This is a genomic window from Klebsiella sp. BIGb0138 (assembly GCF_004342285.1).
GTDB lineage: Bacteria > Pseudomonadota > Gammaproteobacteria > Enterobacterales > Enterobacteriaceae > Klebsiella.
Window position 1 is genome coordinate 161,071 of record NZ_SMCV01000010.1, and the last position, 15,702, is coordinate 176,772.

Genomic DNA, 15,702 nt, shown 5'->3' on the forward strand with positions numbered 1-15,702 from the left:
CGGTTATACCAGTCGGGTAGTGTGCCAGGCCGCCTTGTCGGTGACCGTGTGGTAGGGCGGGCGCTGCAGTTCGTAGGCCATGGTCATCGCATCGAGCATCGACCACAGGATATCCAGTTTAAACTGCAGGATCTCCAGCATGCGGTTTTGTTGGGCGACGGTGATGCAGAATTCTTTCGCCAGCGCGAGGCCGTGTTCGACGTCGCGGTTCGCCTGGCTCAGGCGGCTGCGGAAGTAAAAATAGCCTTCTTCTTTGATCCACGGGTAGTGCTGCGGCCAGCTGTCGAGGCGCGACTGGTGAATCTGCGGGGCAAACAGTTCGGTCAGCGAGCTACAGGCCGCCTCCTGCCAGTTCGCGCGGCGGGCAAAATTGACATAGGCATCCACCGCGAAACGAACGCCCGGCAGCACATGACGTTCCGACAGCAGCGCCTCGCGGCTCAGACCGACCGCTTCGCCCAGCTGCAGCCACGCTTCAATTCCGCCTTCTTCGCCGTTGCTGCCGTCATGGTCGAGGATCCGCTGAACCCATTTGCGCCGGGTGTGCGGATCCGGGCAGTTGGCCATGATCGCCGCGTCTTTGAGCGGAATATTGGTCTGGTAGTAAAAACGGTTCGCCACCCAGCCCTGAATCTGCTCTCGCGTCGCCTGGCCGTTATGCATCGCGATATGGTAGGGATGATGAATGTGGTAATAGGCGCCTTTGGCGCGTAGCGCCTGCTCGAACGCCTCTGGCGTCAGGGTGTCAGTTATCAGCATAGTTCAGTCCTGAAGGTAAATACTCATCCCGTCCCGGCTCACTTCAATGCCCTGTTGCGTCAGGGCGAGGTGCTGCGCAGACTGCTCGTTCAGGATTGGGTTGGTATTATTAATATGAATAAGAATCTTGCGTTTTGCCGGCAGTGACGCCAGTAATGCCACCAGACCGTGTTCTTCGCCGAGGGCCAGATGGCCCATATCTCTGCCGGTGTTGCGCCCGACGCCGGTGGCCTGCAATTCATTGTCCTGCCAGACGGTGCCGTCAATCAGCAGACAGTCGGCTTTACGCAGCCACGGAAGAATCGCCTCATCCGGCTCGCCGAGACCCGGCGCATAGAACAGGGTCTGGCCGTTGGCGCGGTTTTCGATGAAGAGCGCCACGTTATGGCCCGGCAGCGGCCGGTTGCGATACGGCGAATAGGGCGGCGCGTTGCTGATAATCGGAATGGCCGTAAAGGCGAGATCCGGGCAGGCATCGACCTTAAAAGCGCTCAGCGGCGTCACGGGATGGTGAACCAGGCCGCCATTCCAGTGCTGCAGCATGGTAAAAATCGGGAAACCGGTGCACAGATCCTCATGGACCTCCGGCGTGCACCACACCTGATGCGGGCAGCCTTCGCGCAGGCTTAATAGCCCGGTGGTGTGGTCAATCTGGCTATCCGTCAGAATAATGCCGCCAATGGCGGTGCCGCGCAGGACCCCTTTTTTATTTAATTCCGGGGTGTGGGCGATCTGCTGGCTGATATCGGGCGAAGCGTTGCACAGCACCCAATCTTCGCCATTATCGCTGACGATAATCGACGACTGGGTGCGCGGGGTGGCCTGAATGGTCCCGTTGCGCACGCCATGACAGTTGGGGCAGTTACAATTCCACTGCGGAAAACCTCCGCCGGCCGCGGAGCCAAGGACTTTTATAAACATGAAGACGGACCAGATAGTAAAACAAAATGCCCGCGCGAACGGCGGGCAGAACGATTAGCGGTTGGAGATGTACAGCGTCACTTCCAGACCCAGACGTAAATCGATAAAGGCAGGTTTCTTCCACATAGTATTTTTCCTCTAAACAGGGTTAACGACTCAGATAAAAAGAGTCATAGCCGACAAATAGTGCGCCTCTGGGTGACAGAGATCAACCCGGAATATGTAAGGAATTAACGCTATGTTTACAATACAACCTATTGTTGCCAAACATTTTTTAATACACGTAACCAGTTGCCTGACGCCAGCTTATCCAGCACCAATTGATCATAGCCGTGATGACGCAACGCCTTGAACAGTCTGGGTAAACCCCTGACATCCTCTAATTCGTCCGGTAGGGTGATGCCGTCAAAATCTGAGCCCAGCGCCACGTGGTCGACACCCATTTTGTTAATAAGATAGTCGATATGGCGGACCACCACCGTTAACGGCGTATCGCTGTCGCGTTGGCCGTCGGCGCGCAGAAAGGCATTACCAAAATTGACGCCCACCACGCCGCCGCTATCGCGGATCGCGAGCAGCTGAGCGTCGGTCAGGTTACGCGGCTGCGGACAGAGCGCATGAGCGTTGGAGTGGCTGGCTACCAGCGGCGCCATTGAGTGGCGGGCGGTATCCCAGAAGGCTTTCTCGTTCATGTGCGAGACGTCGATTTGCATCCGCAGCGCATTGGCCTGACGAATCAGCGCCACCCCCTCCGCGGTTAACCCCGGGCCGCTATCAGGGCTGCCGGGGAAGGGACCGGTTACCCCTTCCCCGAAGCGGTTCGCCAGGTTCCAGAACGGACCGATGCTGCGAACGCCTGCGGCATAAAACGCCTGCAGATCTTCGCCAGCGCCATCCAGCCCGCCGGCGCCTTCGATATGCGCGACCATCGCCAGGACGCTATCCTGCCGGCAGCGCGCAATGTCCGCGGCGGTCAGGCATAGCCGCGCCCGGCCGGCCGACTCCGCCACGATGCGTTGCAGAATCGCCAGCTGTTGCCAGAGGATGTTCAGCGGATCCCAGAGCTGGTTAGCGTAGCGCGGGGCCATGCGGGCGATATACGCCTGCGGCGGGACAAACAGAGCGAACAGGCCGCCGCCAAAGCCGCCTTGCCGCATGCGGGGATAATCCAGATGCCCCTGCGCGATACCGTCGAAAAAGGCCTGAACCGGCTCTTCGCGGTGATGCAGCCACAGATTGAGCAGCAGATCGTTGTGACCATCAAAAACCAACATAACGTGCAGACACCTTGTTCTTTCATCAACCGTTAATGGCGAGACAAACTACCGGATCTCCGCGGTGGCGCAAGCTCGAATTGACAAGCCAGCAACAAATGCCCCTTTTCACGATGCCATCGCTATGTATCACATTGTATCTGGCGGGGCATGCAATACATCACGATGCAAAACCCCGGCTTTCTCCGCATATGCCGGATACAAAACCTTGTTTAACTGTGTGCGTACGTTCTTATGTCCGCAATTAACAGGTGGGTTTAGTGATGAACAGATTATCCCTGATACGTAAAAGTAGCGCGCTGCTGCTGTCGCTTTCAGCGCTGTGCTCAGCCGGCGTTTGCGCGGCGGAAGATGCCGCGGCGTTTGAGCATATTCAACAGATCAACGCCGGCGATCTGAATATCGGCTATGTCGATATGGGCCCACGCGACGGGCAGGCGGTTATTCTGCTGCACGGCTGGCCGTATGACATTCATAGCTATGCCGTCGTCGCGCCCGCGCTGGCGGAAAAAGGTTTCCGGGTCATCGTGCCGTATCTGCGCGGTTATGGCAGTACGCGTTTTCTTGCAGCCAGCACGCCGCGTAACGGGCAGCCGTCGGCCATGGCGGCGGATATTGTCCATCTGATGGACGCCTTACACATCAAGCAGGCCGATTTTGCCGGATTTGACTGGGGGGCGCGTACCGCCGATATCGTGGCCGCCCTATGGCCGGAGCGGGTCAAATCGCTGGTTTCGGTGAGCGGGTATCTGATTGGCAGCCAGCAGGTTGGCGCGAAACCGCTGCCGCCGGAGGCAGAACTGTCATGGTGGTATCAGTTCTATTTCGCCACCGCGCGCGGGGAGGCCGGGTATCGCCAGAATACGCATGCTTTTGCCAGGCTGATCTGGCGCCAGGCGTCGCCAGGCTGGGACTTCAGCGATGCCGCGTTTACGCAAAGCGCTAAAGCGCTCGATAACCCGGATCACGTGGCGGTGACTATCAGCAACTATCGCTGGCGCCTTGGTCTCGAGAAGGGGGAACAGAAATACGCGGCCTACGAGCAAAAGCTGGCGCAACTGCCGACCATCGGCGTCCCGACTCTTACCCTCGAAGGGGATAATAACGGCGCGCCGCATCCGACGCCCGCCAGCTATCGGGCGAAATTTACCGGTAAATATGAACATCGCACGTTAACCGGCAACATCGGCCACAATCTGCCGCAGGAGGCCCCTGACGATTTTGTTAACGCCGTGGTCGATGCCGATCATCTATAGCCCGCCCGCCGGAAGCGGTGAGTTGCGCTTCCGGCGCCAGCGCATATTCTTTTGGAGTCGATATGATTGTGAGTGGAGCCGGCAGTGGAACACATTGACCATATTTTGGTTGTCGATGACGACCGCGATATTCGCGAACTGGTGAGCGATTATCTGCATAAATCGGGCTATCGTGCCACCGGGGCCGCCAACGGCAAAGCGATGTGGTCGGTGTTACAGACCCGGCAGGTGGATCTGATCGTGCTGGATATTATGCTGCCCGGCGATGATGGCCTGATCCTCTGCCGTCAGCTGCGCAGCCACGGCCAACGGAATATCCCGGTGCTGATGTTGACCGCGCGCACGGAGGACAGCGACCGGATTCTGGGCCTCGAAATGGGAGCCGACGACTATCTGGTTAAACCGTTTGTCGCTCGCGAGCTGCTGGCGCGGATTAAAGCCATTCTGCGGCGCACGCGGGCGCTGCCGCCCAATCTGCAAATTACCGAGGCGGGGCGGCTGATTGCCTTCGGCGACTGGCTGCTGGATACCTCCGCGCGCCACCTGCTGGATGACAGCGGAGCCATCGTCGCCTTGAGCGGGGCGGAGTACCGGCTGCTGCGGGTCTTTCTCGACCACCCGCAGCGGGTGCTGAACCGCGATCAGCTGCTGAATCTGACTCAGGGGCGCGATGCGGAGCTGTTTGAGCGCTCCATCGATCTGCTGGTGAGCCGGTTGCGCCAACGGCTGCGCGAAGATGCCCGCGAACCGGCCTACATCAAAACCGTGCGTAGCGAAGGCTATGTGCTCGCGGTCGCGGTCTCGATTCGCGAGGCCCGGGAATGACGTTCTGGCCCGGCTCGCTGCGGTCCCGGCTGATGCTGATGATGTTCCTCGCGCTACTGCTGGCGAATGCGCTGACCCTGTCGCTGCTGTTTTATGAGCGCATGAGCAGCGCCCGCAGCGTGATGCTGGGAAATCTGCAATACGATGTGGCCACCAGCGTGGCGATCCTCGACCGGCTGCCTGCCGCCGAGCGTCCGCAGTGGCTGGCGCGGCTGGCGCGCGGGAACTACCGCTATCAGCTCTCCGCCGGCGTCAGCGGCGATTATCCCACCAGCTGGCGTTCCCGCGACGCGGTGCGTTCGCTGCAAGAGTCGCTCAGCGGCAGCTATCCGCTGAGTATTATCGCGGTGCCCGGCCCGCGTGAGCATATTCAGGCCCACATCACCCTGCATGACGGCGCGCCGCTGAGTCTTGATTTATGGCCGCGGCTGCCCGCCATTGCCCGCTGGCTGCCGGCGCTGCTGGTCGCCCAGTTCCTGCTGCTGCTGGCCTGCGCCTGGTACGCCGTACGCCAGGTGGTGAGCCCGATGACCCGCTTCACCGACGCCATTGACGCCCTGCAACCGGCGGCCCACGTTCCTGGTATGATGGCGGAACAGGGGCCACGGGAGGTGCAGCATGCCGCCCGCGCGTTCAACGCGATGCAGACGCGGATCCACGACCATTTGCAGGAACGGGCGCGGATCCTGGCGGCGATCTCCCACGATCTCCAGACGCCGATGACGCGGATGAAGCTGCGGGTGGAAATGGCGGGAGCGCCGGAGCTGCGCGATAAGCTCCTGCAGGATCTCGATAATATGAGCCGGCTGGTCAGGGAAGGGATCGCCTTTGCCCGTTCGGCGCAGCCGCTGGAAGAGCCGCGCCAGCGCCTGGATGTCAATGCCTTTCTCGACAGCATCGCCTGCGATTACGCCGATGTCGGCAGGCCGGTGCTCTTTCATCCCGCCAGGGAAGCCGCCGCGGTGCTGCTCCCGCCGCAGGCGCTACGACGCATCATGACCAATCTGATCGATAACGGGCTCAAGTTCGGGGAACGGGTAGATATCAGGCTGCTTTATAGCCGTCGCGGCGACCTGACCATTCAGGTGCTGGACCAGGGGCCGGGGATCCCGGAGGAGGCGCTGGAAGCCGTTCTGCAGCCGTTCTACCGTCTGGAAAACTCGCGCAATCGGGATACCGGCGGCACCGGTCTGGGGCTGGCGATTGCCGCTCAGCTGGCGGGCCAGATGCAGGGACAACTCCTGCTGCGCAACCGGGCGCAGGGGGGACTGGAAGCCAGTCTTCTGCTCGCCGCCGCCACCTTGTATCCTTCTGTATCCGGCGCGGCTGCAGATACCTGAACTGACAAAACCGCGCTGTTTCAGACACTTCGTCAATACATTCGCCTGTTGTAATGCGCTGGCTGCCGCTTTCGGCCGCGAGCTCATACCGAGGAGAATGAATATGATGTCTGTCCTGATAGCCTTCGCGGGCGGCATGCTGACGCTGCTGAGCCCCTGTACTTTACTGGTGATCCCGCTCATTTTTGCTAACCTCCGCGGCAGGCGCAGCCACCTGCTGCTGCTGCTTGCCGGGATGGTGCTGATGTTTACCGCCGTATCATTACTGGCGACGGTAACCGGCAGCTGGGTGGCGAACCTGACCGTGGCCGGCCGCTGGCTGGCGCTGGCGTTTCTGGCGCTGGTGGGGCTGAGTCTGCTGTCGTTACGCGTTGCCTGGCGCCTGAGTGCGCCGCTGGTGGCGTTGGGCAACCGTATCAATCATCACAGCGACCAGCACACCGGGGGGACGTCGGCGCTGCTGGCGGGTCTGGCCATCGGCCTGCTGTGGGCGCCCTGTGCCGGGCCGGTGCTGGGAGCGGTGCTTAGCCTGGGTTACTCTGGCGCTAACGCGGCCACGATGGGGGCGCTGCTGGTTGCCTATGGCAGCGGGTGTGCGCTGATGCTGGCGCTGCTGTGGTGGTCTGGCGACCGCCTGGCGGCGCGTCTGCGCCGCGGTTTGGCCTTCAGCCAGCGGCTACGTCAGCTGGCGGGGCTGGCGATTCTGGCTTCGGTGGCGTTAATCGCCAGCGGGGCGGACCGCTACCTGCAAGGGGCCAGCGGTTTAACTCAGGCGCTGGAACAGCGGTTGAGCGGCGGTCTGCCGCAGGCGCAACCTGCCGGTCGGTTGCAGCCTGTCGTCGCGCCGCCGCCTTCCAGCACCATGCCGTCGCTGGCCGGAGGAACGGCGTGGATCAATAGCGCAGCGTTGAGCCCGCACGCTTTGCAGGGCAAGGTTGTGCTTATCGACTTCTGGACCCGGGACTGTATTAACTGCCAGCACACGCTGCCGCACGTCCGCGACTGGGCGAATAAATATCGCGCCGCGGGGCTGGTGGTGGTGGGGGTGCATACTCCGGAATATCCATGGGAACGTTCGCTCCCGGCGCTGCGTGAGGCGGTGGCGAAATGGCGGCTGCCATATCCGGTGGTGGCGGATAACGCCTACGCCATCTGGAAGGCGTTTGGTAACCAGTACTGGCCGGCGCACTATCTGTTTGATGCCCGCGGCCAGCTGCGCTATACCGCGTTTGGCGAAGGCGACTACCGCGGGCAGGAGAAGATGATTCAACAGCTGTTGCAGGAATCCACAAGCTGAATCGGTGACGTTGTCACTTGTTTGCCCGAACACGTCAGCTGAACCGGTGGGAAAAAAACAAAAAAAAGCCGATAACCAGCGTTATCGGCTTCTGCAACGACGGGTTGTGTCGCACCCGGGGAAGCGCTTATTGCGCCAGCAGTTCCTGCGCGGTGCGCTCAACCAGACTCAGCAAGACCTTGACGTCATCAAGGGTGACGATCGGGTTCAGCAGCGTCAGCTTCAGACAGGTGACGCCGTTGTGCTCGGTCACGCCAACGTTGGCGCGGCCGGAGTCCAGCAGCGCGTCGCCGACGCGCTGGTTGAGCAGGGCGATAGCGGCATCATCGCTGTCGGCCATCTGCTGCGGGCGCGTGCGGAACAGCACGCTTGCCAGCTGCGGCGCCATGACCAGCTCCAGCGTCGGCTGCGTGGTCACGTACTCTGCGACCTTTTTCGCCATCGTCACGCCATGATCGATGATTTCCGCGTACTGCTTCTGCCCCAGCGCTTCCAGGCCCATCCACAGCTTCAACGCATCGAAACGGCGGGTGGTTTGCAGCGATTTGGCGACCAGGTTCGGTACGCCGTGTTCTTCATCGAACTCGGAGTTCAGATAGGCCGCCTGATAGCGCATCAGCTCGTAGTGGCGCGCGTCTTTTAACAGGAACGCGCCGCAGCTGATGGTCTGGAAGAACTGCTTGTGGAAGTCCAGAGTAATGGAATCCACGCATTCAATACCGTCCAGATAGTCGCGATACTGCTCAGAGAGCAGCAGCGCGCCGCCCCATGCCGCATCCACGTGCAGCCAGATCTGATGTTCCGCCGCCACTCCGGCAATCTCGCGTAGCGGATCAATCGCGCCCGCGTCGGTGGTGCCCGCGGTGGCGACGATCGCCATGATCTGCTCGCCGTTGGCCTGCGCGGCGGCAATTTTCGCTTTCAGGTCGTCAACGTCCATCCGGGCGAAACGGTCGGTTTTCACCAGGGTGACCGCGCGGTAGCCGAGGCCCATCAGCGCCATGTTCTTCTGCACCGAGAAGTGGGCGTTTTCAGAGCACAGCACTTTGTACTGACGCACATCGCCCGGCAGCCCGTCCTGCTGGATTGAGTGACCCCGGCGGGCGAAGAACGCATCGCGCGCCAGCATCAGCCCCATCAGATTGCTTTGGGTGCCGCCGCTGGTAAACACCCCAGCGTCGCCCGCCGGATAGCCCACCTGAGCGCGCAGCCATTCGATCAGCTTCATCTCAATGATGGTCGCCGACGGGCTTTGATCCCAGGAGTCCATGCTCTGGTTGGTGGCGTTAATCAGCACTTCCGCGGCCTGGCTGACGACCAGGCTCGGGCAGTGCAGATGCGCCACGCACTGCGGGTGATGCACCGACAGGCTGTCTTTCAGGAAGTACTCGATCGCACGTTCAATCGCCGCCTGGTTACCCAAACCCTGCTCGGTGAACTCAAGGGTAATACGTTCGCGCAGTTCGGCGACGCTTTTCCCCTGATACATCTCAGGCTGCTGCAGCCACTGCGCGACGGCCTGGCTGGTCTGGGCGATAACCTGCTGATAGGCCTCAATACTTTGTGCCGAACCAGCAAGAATCGGATTCAATTTGGACATTGCGGTCACTCGCTCCACTCAGACCGGTTTGACACCGGCGGCCAGCATGGCCTGTTCAAATTTGTCGAGGAAAATTTCCAGCTCGGCGTTGCTGATCAGCAGCGATGGCAGCAGACGCAGGACGCAGCCGCCGCGGCCGCCGCGCTCGAGGATCAGACCCGCTTCGAAGCACTTCTTCTGCAGCAGGGCGGAGAGCGCGCCGTCAGCCGGGTAGCAACCCATATGGTCCTGGGCTTCGTTCGGGTTGACGATCTCAATCCCGATCATCAGACCCAGGCCGCGAATGTGGCCCATTACCGGGAAACGTTTCTGCATGTCGGCCAGTTTGCCTTTCAGCCACTCGCCTTGTGCCGCGACTTTGCCAGCAATGTCGTTATCTTTCAGATGACGCAGGGTGGTCAGGCCGGTAGCCATCGCCAGCTGGTTGCCGCGGAAGGTGCCGGTGTGGTGGCCCGGTTCCCAGGCGTCAAACTGCTTCTTAATACCCAGAACGGCCAGCGGCAGACCGCCGCCAACGGCTTTCGACATCACGATGATGTCCGGCTCAATGCCGGCGTGTTCGAAGGCAAACAGTTTACCGGTACGGGCAAAGCCAGCCTGAACTTCGTCAACGATCAGCAGAATGCCGTGTTCCTGGGTCACTTTGCGGATGCGCTGCAGCCACTCGACCGGAGCCGGGTTCACGCCGCCTTCGCCCTGAACGGCTTCGAGAATGACCGCCGCCGGTTTACGCACGCCGCTTTCCACGTCGTTGATCAGGTTTTCGAAGTAGTAAGTCAGCGCTTTGACGCCCGCTTCACCGCCGATACCCAGCGGGCAGCGGTACTGATGCGGATACGGCATAAACTGCACTTCCGGCATCATGCCGTTGACCGCTTCTTTCGGCGACAGGTTACCGGTTACCGACAGCGCGCCGTGGGTCATCCCATGGTAGCCGCCGGAGAAGCTGATGACCGACGTCCGGCCGGTATATTTTTTCGCCAGCTTCAGTGCCGCTTCTACGGCGTCAGCGCCGGATGGGCCGGTGAATTGCAGGCAGTATTCTTTACCTTCCCCAGGCAGTAAGGAGAGCAGGTATTCGGAGAAGCGATCTTTTAACGGAGTCGTCAGATCGAGAGTATGTAACGGCAAGCCGCTGGTAATGACACTTTGGATGCTCTGCAGCACATCAGGGTGGTTGTGGCCCAGCGCCAGGGTTCCAGCACCGGCAAGACAATCCAGGTACTGCTTGTTATCCGCATCGGTCAGCCACACGCCTTCCGCTTTCGCGATGGCCAGCGGCAGCTTGCGCGGGTAACTCCTGACGTTCGATTCGAATTCAGCCTGACGGGCCAAAAAGGTTTCGTTGTTTGCGTCCAATAAATCTGCACTTAAAGTATCAATACGGACTTTATCCGTCATCATATCACTCCCACAACCAGCGTTGCGGTTGAACACTGGTTGAATAATTGGTTTAAGAAATTGAATCGCCATGCATAAAGCGCGCACAATATATGGCTTTTTAAATCTGCATTCAATGTTTTATTTATTGAGGTATTTTTACGTTATTTTTACATAACGAAAATAGATGATAGTTCATTGATTTTAATGAAGTATTTAAAGTGTGATAAAACCATTAAAAGTGTAATTCTTAGTGAGGAAATCGGCCGGGTTTAATACCGCTTCGTTGAATGCGCTGGCGAAAATACTTCCGCCAGCAGTATGGTTACTCAATACAGTTCAACCGCATAATGGGTTAAAGGTGTGATTTTTTTAACCAACTTATTGTTATATAAAAACTGTTCGTAAGCTTCATAGCGCGGCTTATCCAGCGCCGCCGGGTCGCGGGCAAACAGCGGTTCCGTTTGCAGCCAGGCCTGTTTGTTCAGTTCGGTGTTCAGCTCCGGGTGAGCGGCGGCAAAAGCTTGCCAGCTCTCCTGCGGATGGGCGTGCAGATACGCCACGCCTTTTTGCAAGGCAACGAGGAATTTTTTAATTTTCGCCGCGTGAATTCGATCGCGATGGGCCACAATCACCAGCTCGTCATAGGCCGGGACGCCAAAATCCTCCACATTCATCACCCGCGGGTCTTTACCCTGAAGTTTAAGCTCCAGCGCCTCAATATTGCGATAGCCGCCAATCACCGCATCGACCTGACCGGCCAGCAGGGCGCTGGTCAGCTGGAAATTGACGTTAATCAGCTTGATGCTTTGCGGGTCGATATGGGCGTTTTGCGCCATGGTTGCCAGGGTTGCCTGCTCAATTCCGCTGACCGAATAGCCAACCTTTTTTCCTTTTAGATCGGCAGGGGTGTTAATGTTTTTATCGAGGGCGATCACCGTGTTCAGCGGCGAATTAATCAATGTGCCGACCCGCACCAGCGGCAGGCCTTCATCGGCAAAAAAGTGTACCTGCGGCTGGTAGGTGATCGCCAGATCCGCCTGGCCTGCGGCCACCAGCCGCGGCGGGAGCGCCGGGTCGGATGGCGGCACGATCCTGACGTCCAGCCCTTGCTCTTTAAAGGCGCCAATCTGTTCAGCGACCATAATCGGCGCATGGTCAGGGTTGATATACCAGTCAAGCACCAGCGTCAGTTTCTCGTTGGCGAGCGCCTGCGCGCTGAACAGCGCGCTGAAGGCCATTGTGGCGATAAGGGATTTACTCATGGCGATTCCTTCATTGTCCTTGTGAGTCACGATTCCGGCGTCCAGTCGATCAGCCGGTGCAAGAAAGCATCCACCGCCAGCCAAAGCAGGACGGTCAGCAGCACTAAAATAAACAGCGCGGCAAAGCAGACGTCGGTCTGCATGCGCGCATTGGCGTTAAGCATCACGTAGCCCAGCCCTTCGGCGGAGCCTACCCATTCCCCGATGATCGCGCCGATCGGGGCGACCGCGGCGGCCATACGCAGGCCGGAACCGAGCGCCGGCAGCGCCGCCATCAGACGCACGTGACGCAGCTGGGCGCTAAAAGAGGCGCCCATCGTTCGCGCCAGATCGAGATAGTCATGATTGACCCGCCGCAGGCCGTCAAAAAACGCCGAGGTGACGGGGAAGAAGATAATCAGCACCGCCATCATCACCTTGGCGCTCATCCCGAAGCCGAACCACAGCACCAGCAGCGGGGCGAGGGCGAAAACCGGGATGGCCTGGCTGGTCAGCACCAGCGGCATCAGCCAGCGCTGAAAGCGCGGCGAGATAATCATGCACAGCGCCAGCACCACCCCGAGCGCTACGCCGAGCGCCAGACCGCTGAGAATTTCGCTGACGGTGATCAGGGTATGCCAGGCCAGCCAGCTGCGGTTGACCCACAGGGCGTTAGCCACCGCCGATGGCGAGGGCAGCAGGAAAGCGGGGATGCCGCTGCGGCTGACCAGCCACCACAGCAGCAGCAGGCCGCAAAACACCACCCCGCCGCGCAACAGTTTGCCTCTCATCCGTTCCCCCTCACCAGCTGTTGTAGTAGTTCGGCCTGGCTGGCCAGTAGTACGGGATCGTCCGGCGCGCGCGGTGGTACCCCCGTCAGATGATGCGCATCGTCAATGCCTCCCGGCGGCGAAAGCACCAGCAGCCGATGGCTGAGCCGGCAGGCTTCCATCGGGTCGTGGGTGATGAGCACCACGGTACGATTCACCAGCAGCCCGGCGGCCAGGTTCTGGATTCGCGTGCGGGTAATGGTGTCCAACGCCGAGAACGGTTCATCCATTAAAACAATGGGGCGATCTTCATACAGCGTGCGCGCCAGCGCCGCCCGCTGTCGCATTCCGCCGGAGAGCGAAGCCGGGCGATCGTCGGCGCAATGGCTGAGGCCCACCTGCTCTAATAAGGTCGCCACTCGCTGGCTGTCGACCCGTTCACCGCGAAGCCGGGCGCCGAGCGCCACGTTATCGCGTACGCTCAGCCACGGATAGAGCAGATCTTTTTGCCCCATCCACGCCAGCCGCTGCGCAATGGGGAGCCCATCGCTGGCATGCACCTGACCGCGAGTCGGGGAGGCTAATCCGGCGATAATCCGCAGCAGGCTGGTTTTGCCGGCGCCGCTGGCGCCCAGCAGCGAAATCCACTCTCCGCCGGGAATATCAAATGACAGATCCGTGAAAATCACCCGCGAACCGAAGCGCAGGCCTAACTCCCGGACCTGAATCGCGGGGGCATTCACGCCTGCCCCTCCGCCGCGGCATTCAGCCCCATCTGCCAGAAGTTTGCTTCCAGGCGAGCGGCGGTGGTGAAAATGGTGCTCAGCTCGGCGAACCGCGCTTCGCCGCCGCGCTGTTGCCAGACGGTTTCCAGCAGGCCGACCGCGGCATTGACGCCGTTGAGGTAGCCCTCGTCGCCGTAGTTACGAATCCACGAGGCGTACGGGTTATCGCTGAGACGGGTGGCGGGGTCGTGAAGCAGACCGAGGCCGATTTCGGCATAGCCGGCGACGCAGGGCATCAGCGCCGTCAGGAGATCCAGCGCATCGCCGGAATGGCCGATATCCAGGACATAGCGAGTGTAATTGACCGTCTCCGCCGCTTCGTTTTCGCCGGCCATAGTGGCTTCATCGAGCCCCCAGCCCGCACAATAGCCGACATGCAGCGGCAGCTCGCCAAGGATGGCATTCATCGAGGCGGCGGCGGCGCGCATTTCCGGCAGCGTACGCAGCTTACTGACCAGCAGGGCGTAGCTGCGGGCAAAATGGATCAGAAACAGGTAATCCTGAGTCAGATAGCGTCGGAAGGCGATTTCGGGCAGGGTGCCATCGGCAAGCTGGCGTAAGAAGGGATGCGCAACGTAGCGTTCCCAGTCGCGACCGGCCTGCTGGCGCAGACGACCATAAAGACCTTGGGTAAAAACGGGAAGAATCACAGGACCTCCTGATACAAGGGGAGATCCGGGCGTGCAGAAGTATGAACAGGCAATGGCGGTAAACTGGCAAAATTGCCGACCCGTCCCTTCGCTGGCATGACCCAGATCAGGTTCAAAGGGTTCGGCTTACGCCATCTCAGCCCTCACGGGACACCCCTCGGTTGCGTCATGTTATACGGCATTCATTTTTTGATTACAATCCCGAAAGCGGTCGCCAGCGTCGCTCTGTTTGTGACGTTGTCACGAATTTTATCCGTAGAAAGCCTTTCGTCGGCAGCCTGTTGGCGTTTATATGGGCCATGCAGGTGGTTAAACCCCGTTTTTTGTCCAGAATGAAAGACAACGCCCGGCTGAAAATGAGGGCCTGATAATGCTACTGGCTATAGTCTGGACAAAGCGCGGTATACCGCCAGCAATGAAGTGGGTAATACAGTGACGTTTTATCTGGCGCAAGGCGACCGAATGTCAGGAGATAAACCGCGTGCAGCCCGATGCAAAGCCTGCTCTGAACGATGTTTGTGCTGAGAACATGATCGGCATCTATCAACAATACGCGCAGCGCCGGGCAAGCCTGCGCTCCAGGCCGCTGTTTGAAAAGCGCTGGCTGGGCCATCCGTTGTAACATATCAGCATGGAGGTGAAAAATGACCGACTCAGGACTAAAACCTTTTGCGTTTGTGCTTGCCGTCCCCGATCTGCAAAAAAACGTCGACTATTTTCGCGATGCGCTGGGTTTTACCGCGCAGTGGCCGCAAGGGGCGGACTGGCAGTTGATGGTCCGCGACGGCGTCAGGCTGATGCTCGGCCATTGCCCGGATGCCATCAGCCCCTCAGCGCTGGGCGACCACAGTTATTTTGCCTACCTCAACGTCGCCGATGTTGATGCGCTACACGATGAATGGTGGCAGAACGGGGCGCTTATCCTGCAGCCGCCGGCCGATAAGCCCCACGGCATGCGTGAATTTTTGCTGGCTACCCCCGATGGCCACCGGCTGATGGTCGGACAGGAGATTTAGCGTATTGCCGACGGTTTCGGTCGTTTATCAATAATATCAACCCGCTATGCGCCATAGCCAAGCGTATGCGTTGATTTTGTCATTTTCCTGGCAATATTTCCGTTGCTCATTCGTCTACCTCTCCACCTATCACGATTCACTACTGTAATGAGGTCATACGATGATGAGAGGTTTTGATATGCACGGGCACCACCGCGGTCGCGGCTTCGGTGGCCATCGAATGGCGAAGCCGCTGATCGTGGGTGTGGTGCTGATCGCCATCCTCGGGCTGCTGGTGATGTCGCTGTGGAACGCGCTGCTGCCGGCGATTCTCGGCGTCAAGAGCATCGGCTTCTGGCAGGCGCTGGGCATTCTGGCCCTGTCGCGCATTCTGTTTGGCGGCCTCGGTTTTCGCCCCGGAATGTTCGGTATGGCGCGCGAACGGCGGCGGATGCACGAACGTTGGATGAACATGAGCCCGCAACAGCGTGAAGAGTTCGTTCAGCGCTTCAGCCAACGCGGGCCGTGCGGCTGGCGCGAGCGGCGGGAGGGGAAAGCCCCGCCGCGGGATGACGCCACGAAAACGACGCCTGTCGAGTGAGCGAG

17 protein-coding genes and 1 riboswitch are annotated in these 15,702 nt (G+C 59.9%); of the genes, 7 read left to right on the top strand and 10 right to left on the bottom strand.

Going from position 1 to position 15,702, the window contains the following annotated elements; translation table 11 throughout:
- Window positions 1–3: 3 nt before the first annotated feature.
- The 4 genes from pqqC to EDF73_RS20935 all read right to left on the bottom strand — a co-directional run bounded on the left by pqqC (window position 4) and on the right by EDF73_RS20935 (window position 2,954).
- A complete protein-coding gene (pqqC, locus tag EDF73_RS20920) occupies window positions 4–759 on the bottom strand; it encodes a pyrroloquinoline-quinone synthase PqqC (protein ID WP_132730968.1) in 756 nt (251 codons plus the stop codon).
- 3 nt (window positions 760–762) lie between these two features.
- Complete coding sequence (pqqB, locus tag EDF73_RS20925; protein WP_132730969.1) at window positions 763–1,680, bottom strand: pyrroloquinoline quinone biosynthesis protein PqqB; 918 nt, start codon at window positions 1,678–1,680, stop codon at window positions 763–765.
- Between the two features lie 54 nt (window positions 1,681–1,734).
- Window positions 1,735–1,806 (bottom strand): pyrroloquinoline quinone precursor peptide PqqA, encoded by a 72-nt coding sequence (gene pqqA, locus EDF73_RS20930; RefSeq protein ID WP_002905689.1) that lies wholly within the window; start codon window positions 1,804–1,806, stop codon window positions 1,735–1,737.
- Window positions 1,807–1,934: 128 nt separating this feature from the next.
- Complete coding sequence (locus EDF73_RS20935; RefSeq protein ID WP_132730970.1) at window positions 1,935–2,954, bottom strand: dipeptidase; 1,020 nt, start codon at window positions 2,952–2,954, stop codon at window positions 1,935–1,937.
- Window positions 2,955–3,217: 263 nt separating this feature from the next.
- On the opposite strand from EDF73_RS20935, the gene EDF73_RS20940 reads away from it, so the two are divergent.
- The 4 genes from EDF73_RS20940 to EDF73_RS20955 all read left to right on the top strand — a co-directional run bounded on the left by EDF73_RS20940 (window position 3,218) and on the right by EDF73_RS20955 (window position 7,672).
- Window positions 3,218–4,210: an alpha/beta hydrolase gene (locus EDF73_RS20940; RefSeq protein WP_132730971.1), complete on the top strand. Its 993-nt coding sequence runs from the start codon at window positions 3,218–3,220 to the stop codon at window positions 4,208–4,210.
- Between the two features lie 84 nt (window positions 4,211–4,294).
- Entirely contained in the window at window positions 4,295–5,035 is a 741-nt protein-coding gene (locus EDF73_RS20945; protein ID WP_132730972.1) for a response regulator, read from the top strand.
- Complete coding sequence (locus EDF73_RS20950; protein ID WP_132730973.1) at window positions 5,032–6,375, top strand: ATP-binding protein; 1,344 nt, start codon at window positions 5,032–5,034, stop codon at window positions 6,373–6,375. The genes EDF73_RS20945 and EDF73_RS20950 overlap by 4 nt, the downstream gene beginning before the upstream one ends.
- A gap of 106 nt (window positions 6,376–6,481) precedes the next feature.
- Window positions 6,482–7,672 (top strand): cytochrome c biogenesis protein/redoxin, encoded by a 1,191-nt coding sequence (locus EDF73_RS20955; protein WP_132731010.1) that lies wholly within the window; start codon window positions 6,482–6,484, stop codon window positions 7,670–7,672.
- Between the two features lie 127 nt (window positions 7,673–7,799).
- Here the strand turns inward: EDF73_RS20955 and EDF73_RS20960 are convergent, their stop codons facing one another.
- The 6 genes from EDF73_RS20960 to EDF73_RS20985 form a co-directional block, all read right to left on the bottom strand.
- On the bottom strand, window positions 7,800–9,281 hold the full coding sequence (locus EDF73_RS20960) for an aspartate aminotransferase family protein (protein ID WP_165905761.1): 1,482 nt from the start codon (window positions 9,279–9,281) through the stop codon (window positions 7,800–7,802).
- A gap of 9 nt (window positions 9,282–9,290) precedes the next feature.
- Entirely contained in the window at window positions 9,291–10,676 is a 1,386-nt protein-coding gene (locus EDF73_RS20965; protein WP_132730975.1) for a diaminobutyrate--2-oxoglutarate transaminase, read from the bottom strand.
- Between the two features lie 305 nt (window positions 10,677–10,981).
- Window positions 10,982–11,917, bottom strand: coding sequence for an ABC transporter substrate-binding protein (locus tag EDF73_RS20970; RefSeq protein ID WP_132730976.1), 936 nt, complete (start codon window positions 11,915–11,917; stop codon window positions 10,982–10,984).
- 26 nt (window positions 11,918–11,943) lie between these two features.
- Window positions 11,944–12,687, bottom strand: a complete 744-nt coding sequence (locus tag EDF73_RS20975; protein WP_132730977.1) for an ABC transporter permease — start codon at window positions 12,685–12,687, stop codon at window positions 11,944–11,946.
- Window positions 12,684–13,409 (bottom strand): ABC transporter ATP-binding protein, encoded by a 726-nt coding sequence (locus tag EDF73_RS20980; protein WP_132730978.1) that lies wholly within the window; start codon window positions 13,407–13,409, stop codon window positions 12,684–12,686. The genes EDF73_RS20975 and EDF73_RS20980 overlap by 4 nt, the downstream gene beginning before the upstream one ends.
- Window positions 13,406–14,101 (bottom strand): TenA family protein, encoded by a 696-nt coding sequence (locus tag EDF73_RS20985; protein WP_132730979.1) that lies wholly within the window; start codon window positions 14,099–14,101, stop codon window positions 13,406–13,408. The genes EDF73_RS20980 and EDF73_RS20985 overlap by 4 nt, the downstream gene beginning before the upstream one ends.
- Window positions 14,102–14,167: 66 nt before the next feature.
- A riboswitch (TPP riboswitch) is annotated at window positions 14,168–14,269 on the bottom strand.
- A gap of 313 nt (window positions 14,270–14,582) precedes the next feature.
- Between EDF73_RS20985 and EDF73_RS27490 the strand changes: the two genes are divergently transcribed.
- From EDF73_RS27490 to EDF73_RS20995, 3 genes are all read left to right on the top strand, one after another.
- A complete protein-coding gene (locus EDF73_RS27490; RefSeq protein ID WP_165905762.1) occupies window positions 14,583–14,723 on the top strand; it encodes a hypothetical protein in 141 nt (46 codons plus the stop codon).
- Between the two features lie 22 nt (window positions 14,724–14,745).
- A complete protein-coding gene (locus tag EDF73_RS20990; RefSeq protein ID WP_132730980.1) occupies window positions 14,746–15,117 on the top strand; it encodes a VOC family protein in 372 nt (123 codons plus the stop codon).
- Between the two features lie 163 nt (window positions 15,118–15,280).
- Window positions 15,281–15,697, top strand: coding sequence for a hypothetical protein (locus EDF73_RS20995; RefSeq protein WP_132731011.1), 417 nt, complete (start codon window positions 15,281–15,283; stop codon window positions 15,695–15,697).
- The last annotated feature ends 5 nt before the right edge of the window (window positions 15,698–15,702 follow it).

Bases quoted from the DNA above. Each gene is read 5' to 3' on its own strand.
- EDF73_RS20990 (WP_132730980.1), top strand. From the start codon at position 14,746: ATGACCGACTCAGGACTAAAACCTTTTGCGTTTGTGCTTGCCGTCCCC.
- EDF73_RS20940 (WP_132730971.1), top strand. From the start codon at position 3,218: ATGAACAGATTATCCCTGATACGTAAAAGTAGCGCGCTGCTGCTGTCG.
- EDF73_RS20970 (WP_132730976.1), bottom strand. From the start codon at position 11,917: ATGAGTAAATCCCTTATCGCCACAATGGCCTTCAGCGCGCTGTTCAGC.
- EDF73_RS20935 (WP_132730970.1), bottom strand. From the start codon at position 2,954: ATGTTGGTTTTTGATGGTCACAACGATCTGCTGCTCAATCTGTGGCTG.
- pqqB (WP_132730969.1), bottom strand. From the start codon at position 1,680: ATGTTTATAAAAGTCCTTGGCTCCGCGGCCGGCGGAGGTTTTCCGCAG.
- EDF73_RS20965 (WP_132730975.1), bottom strand. From the start codon at position 10,676: ATGATGACGGATAAAGTCCGTATTGATACTTTAAGTGCAGATTTATTG.
- EDF73_RS20975 (WP_132730977.1), bottom strand. From the start codon at position 12,687: ATGAGAGGCAAACTGTTGCGCGGCGGGGTGGTGTTTTGCGGCCTGCTG.
- pqqC (WP_132730968.1), bottom strand. From the start codon at position 759: ATGCTGATAACTGACACCCTGACGCCAGAGGCGTTCGAGCAGGCGCTA.
- EDF73_RS20955 (WP_132731010.1), top strand. From the start codon at position 6,482: ATGTCTGTCCTGATAGCCTTCGCGGGCGGCATGCTGACGCTGCTGAGC.
- EDF73_RS20995 (WP_132731011.1), top strand. From the start codon at position 15,281: ATGAGAGGTTTTGATATGCACGGGCACCACCGCGGTCGCGGCTTCGGT.
- EDF73_RS20950 (WP_132730973.1), top strand. From the start codon at position 5,032: ATGACGTTCTGGCCCGGCTCGCTGCGGTCCCGGCTGATGCTGATGATG.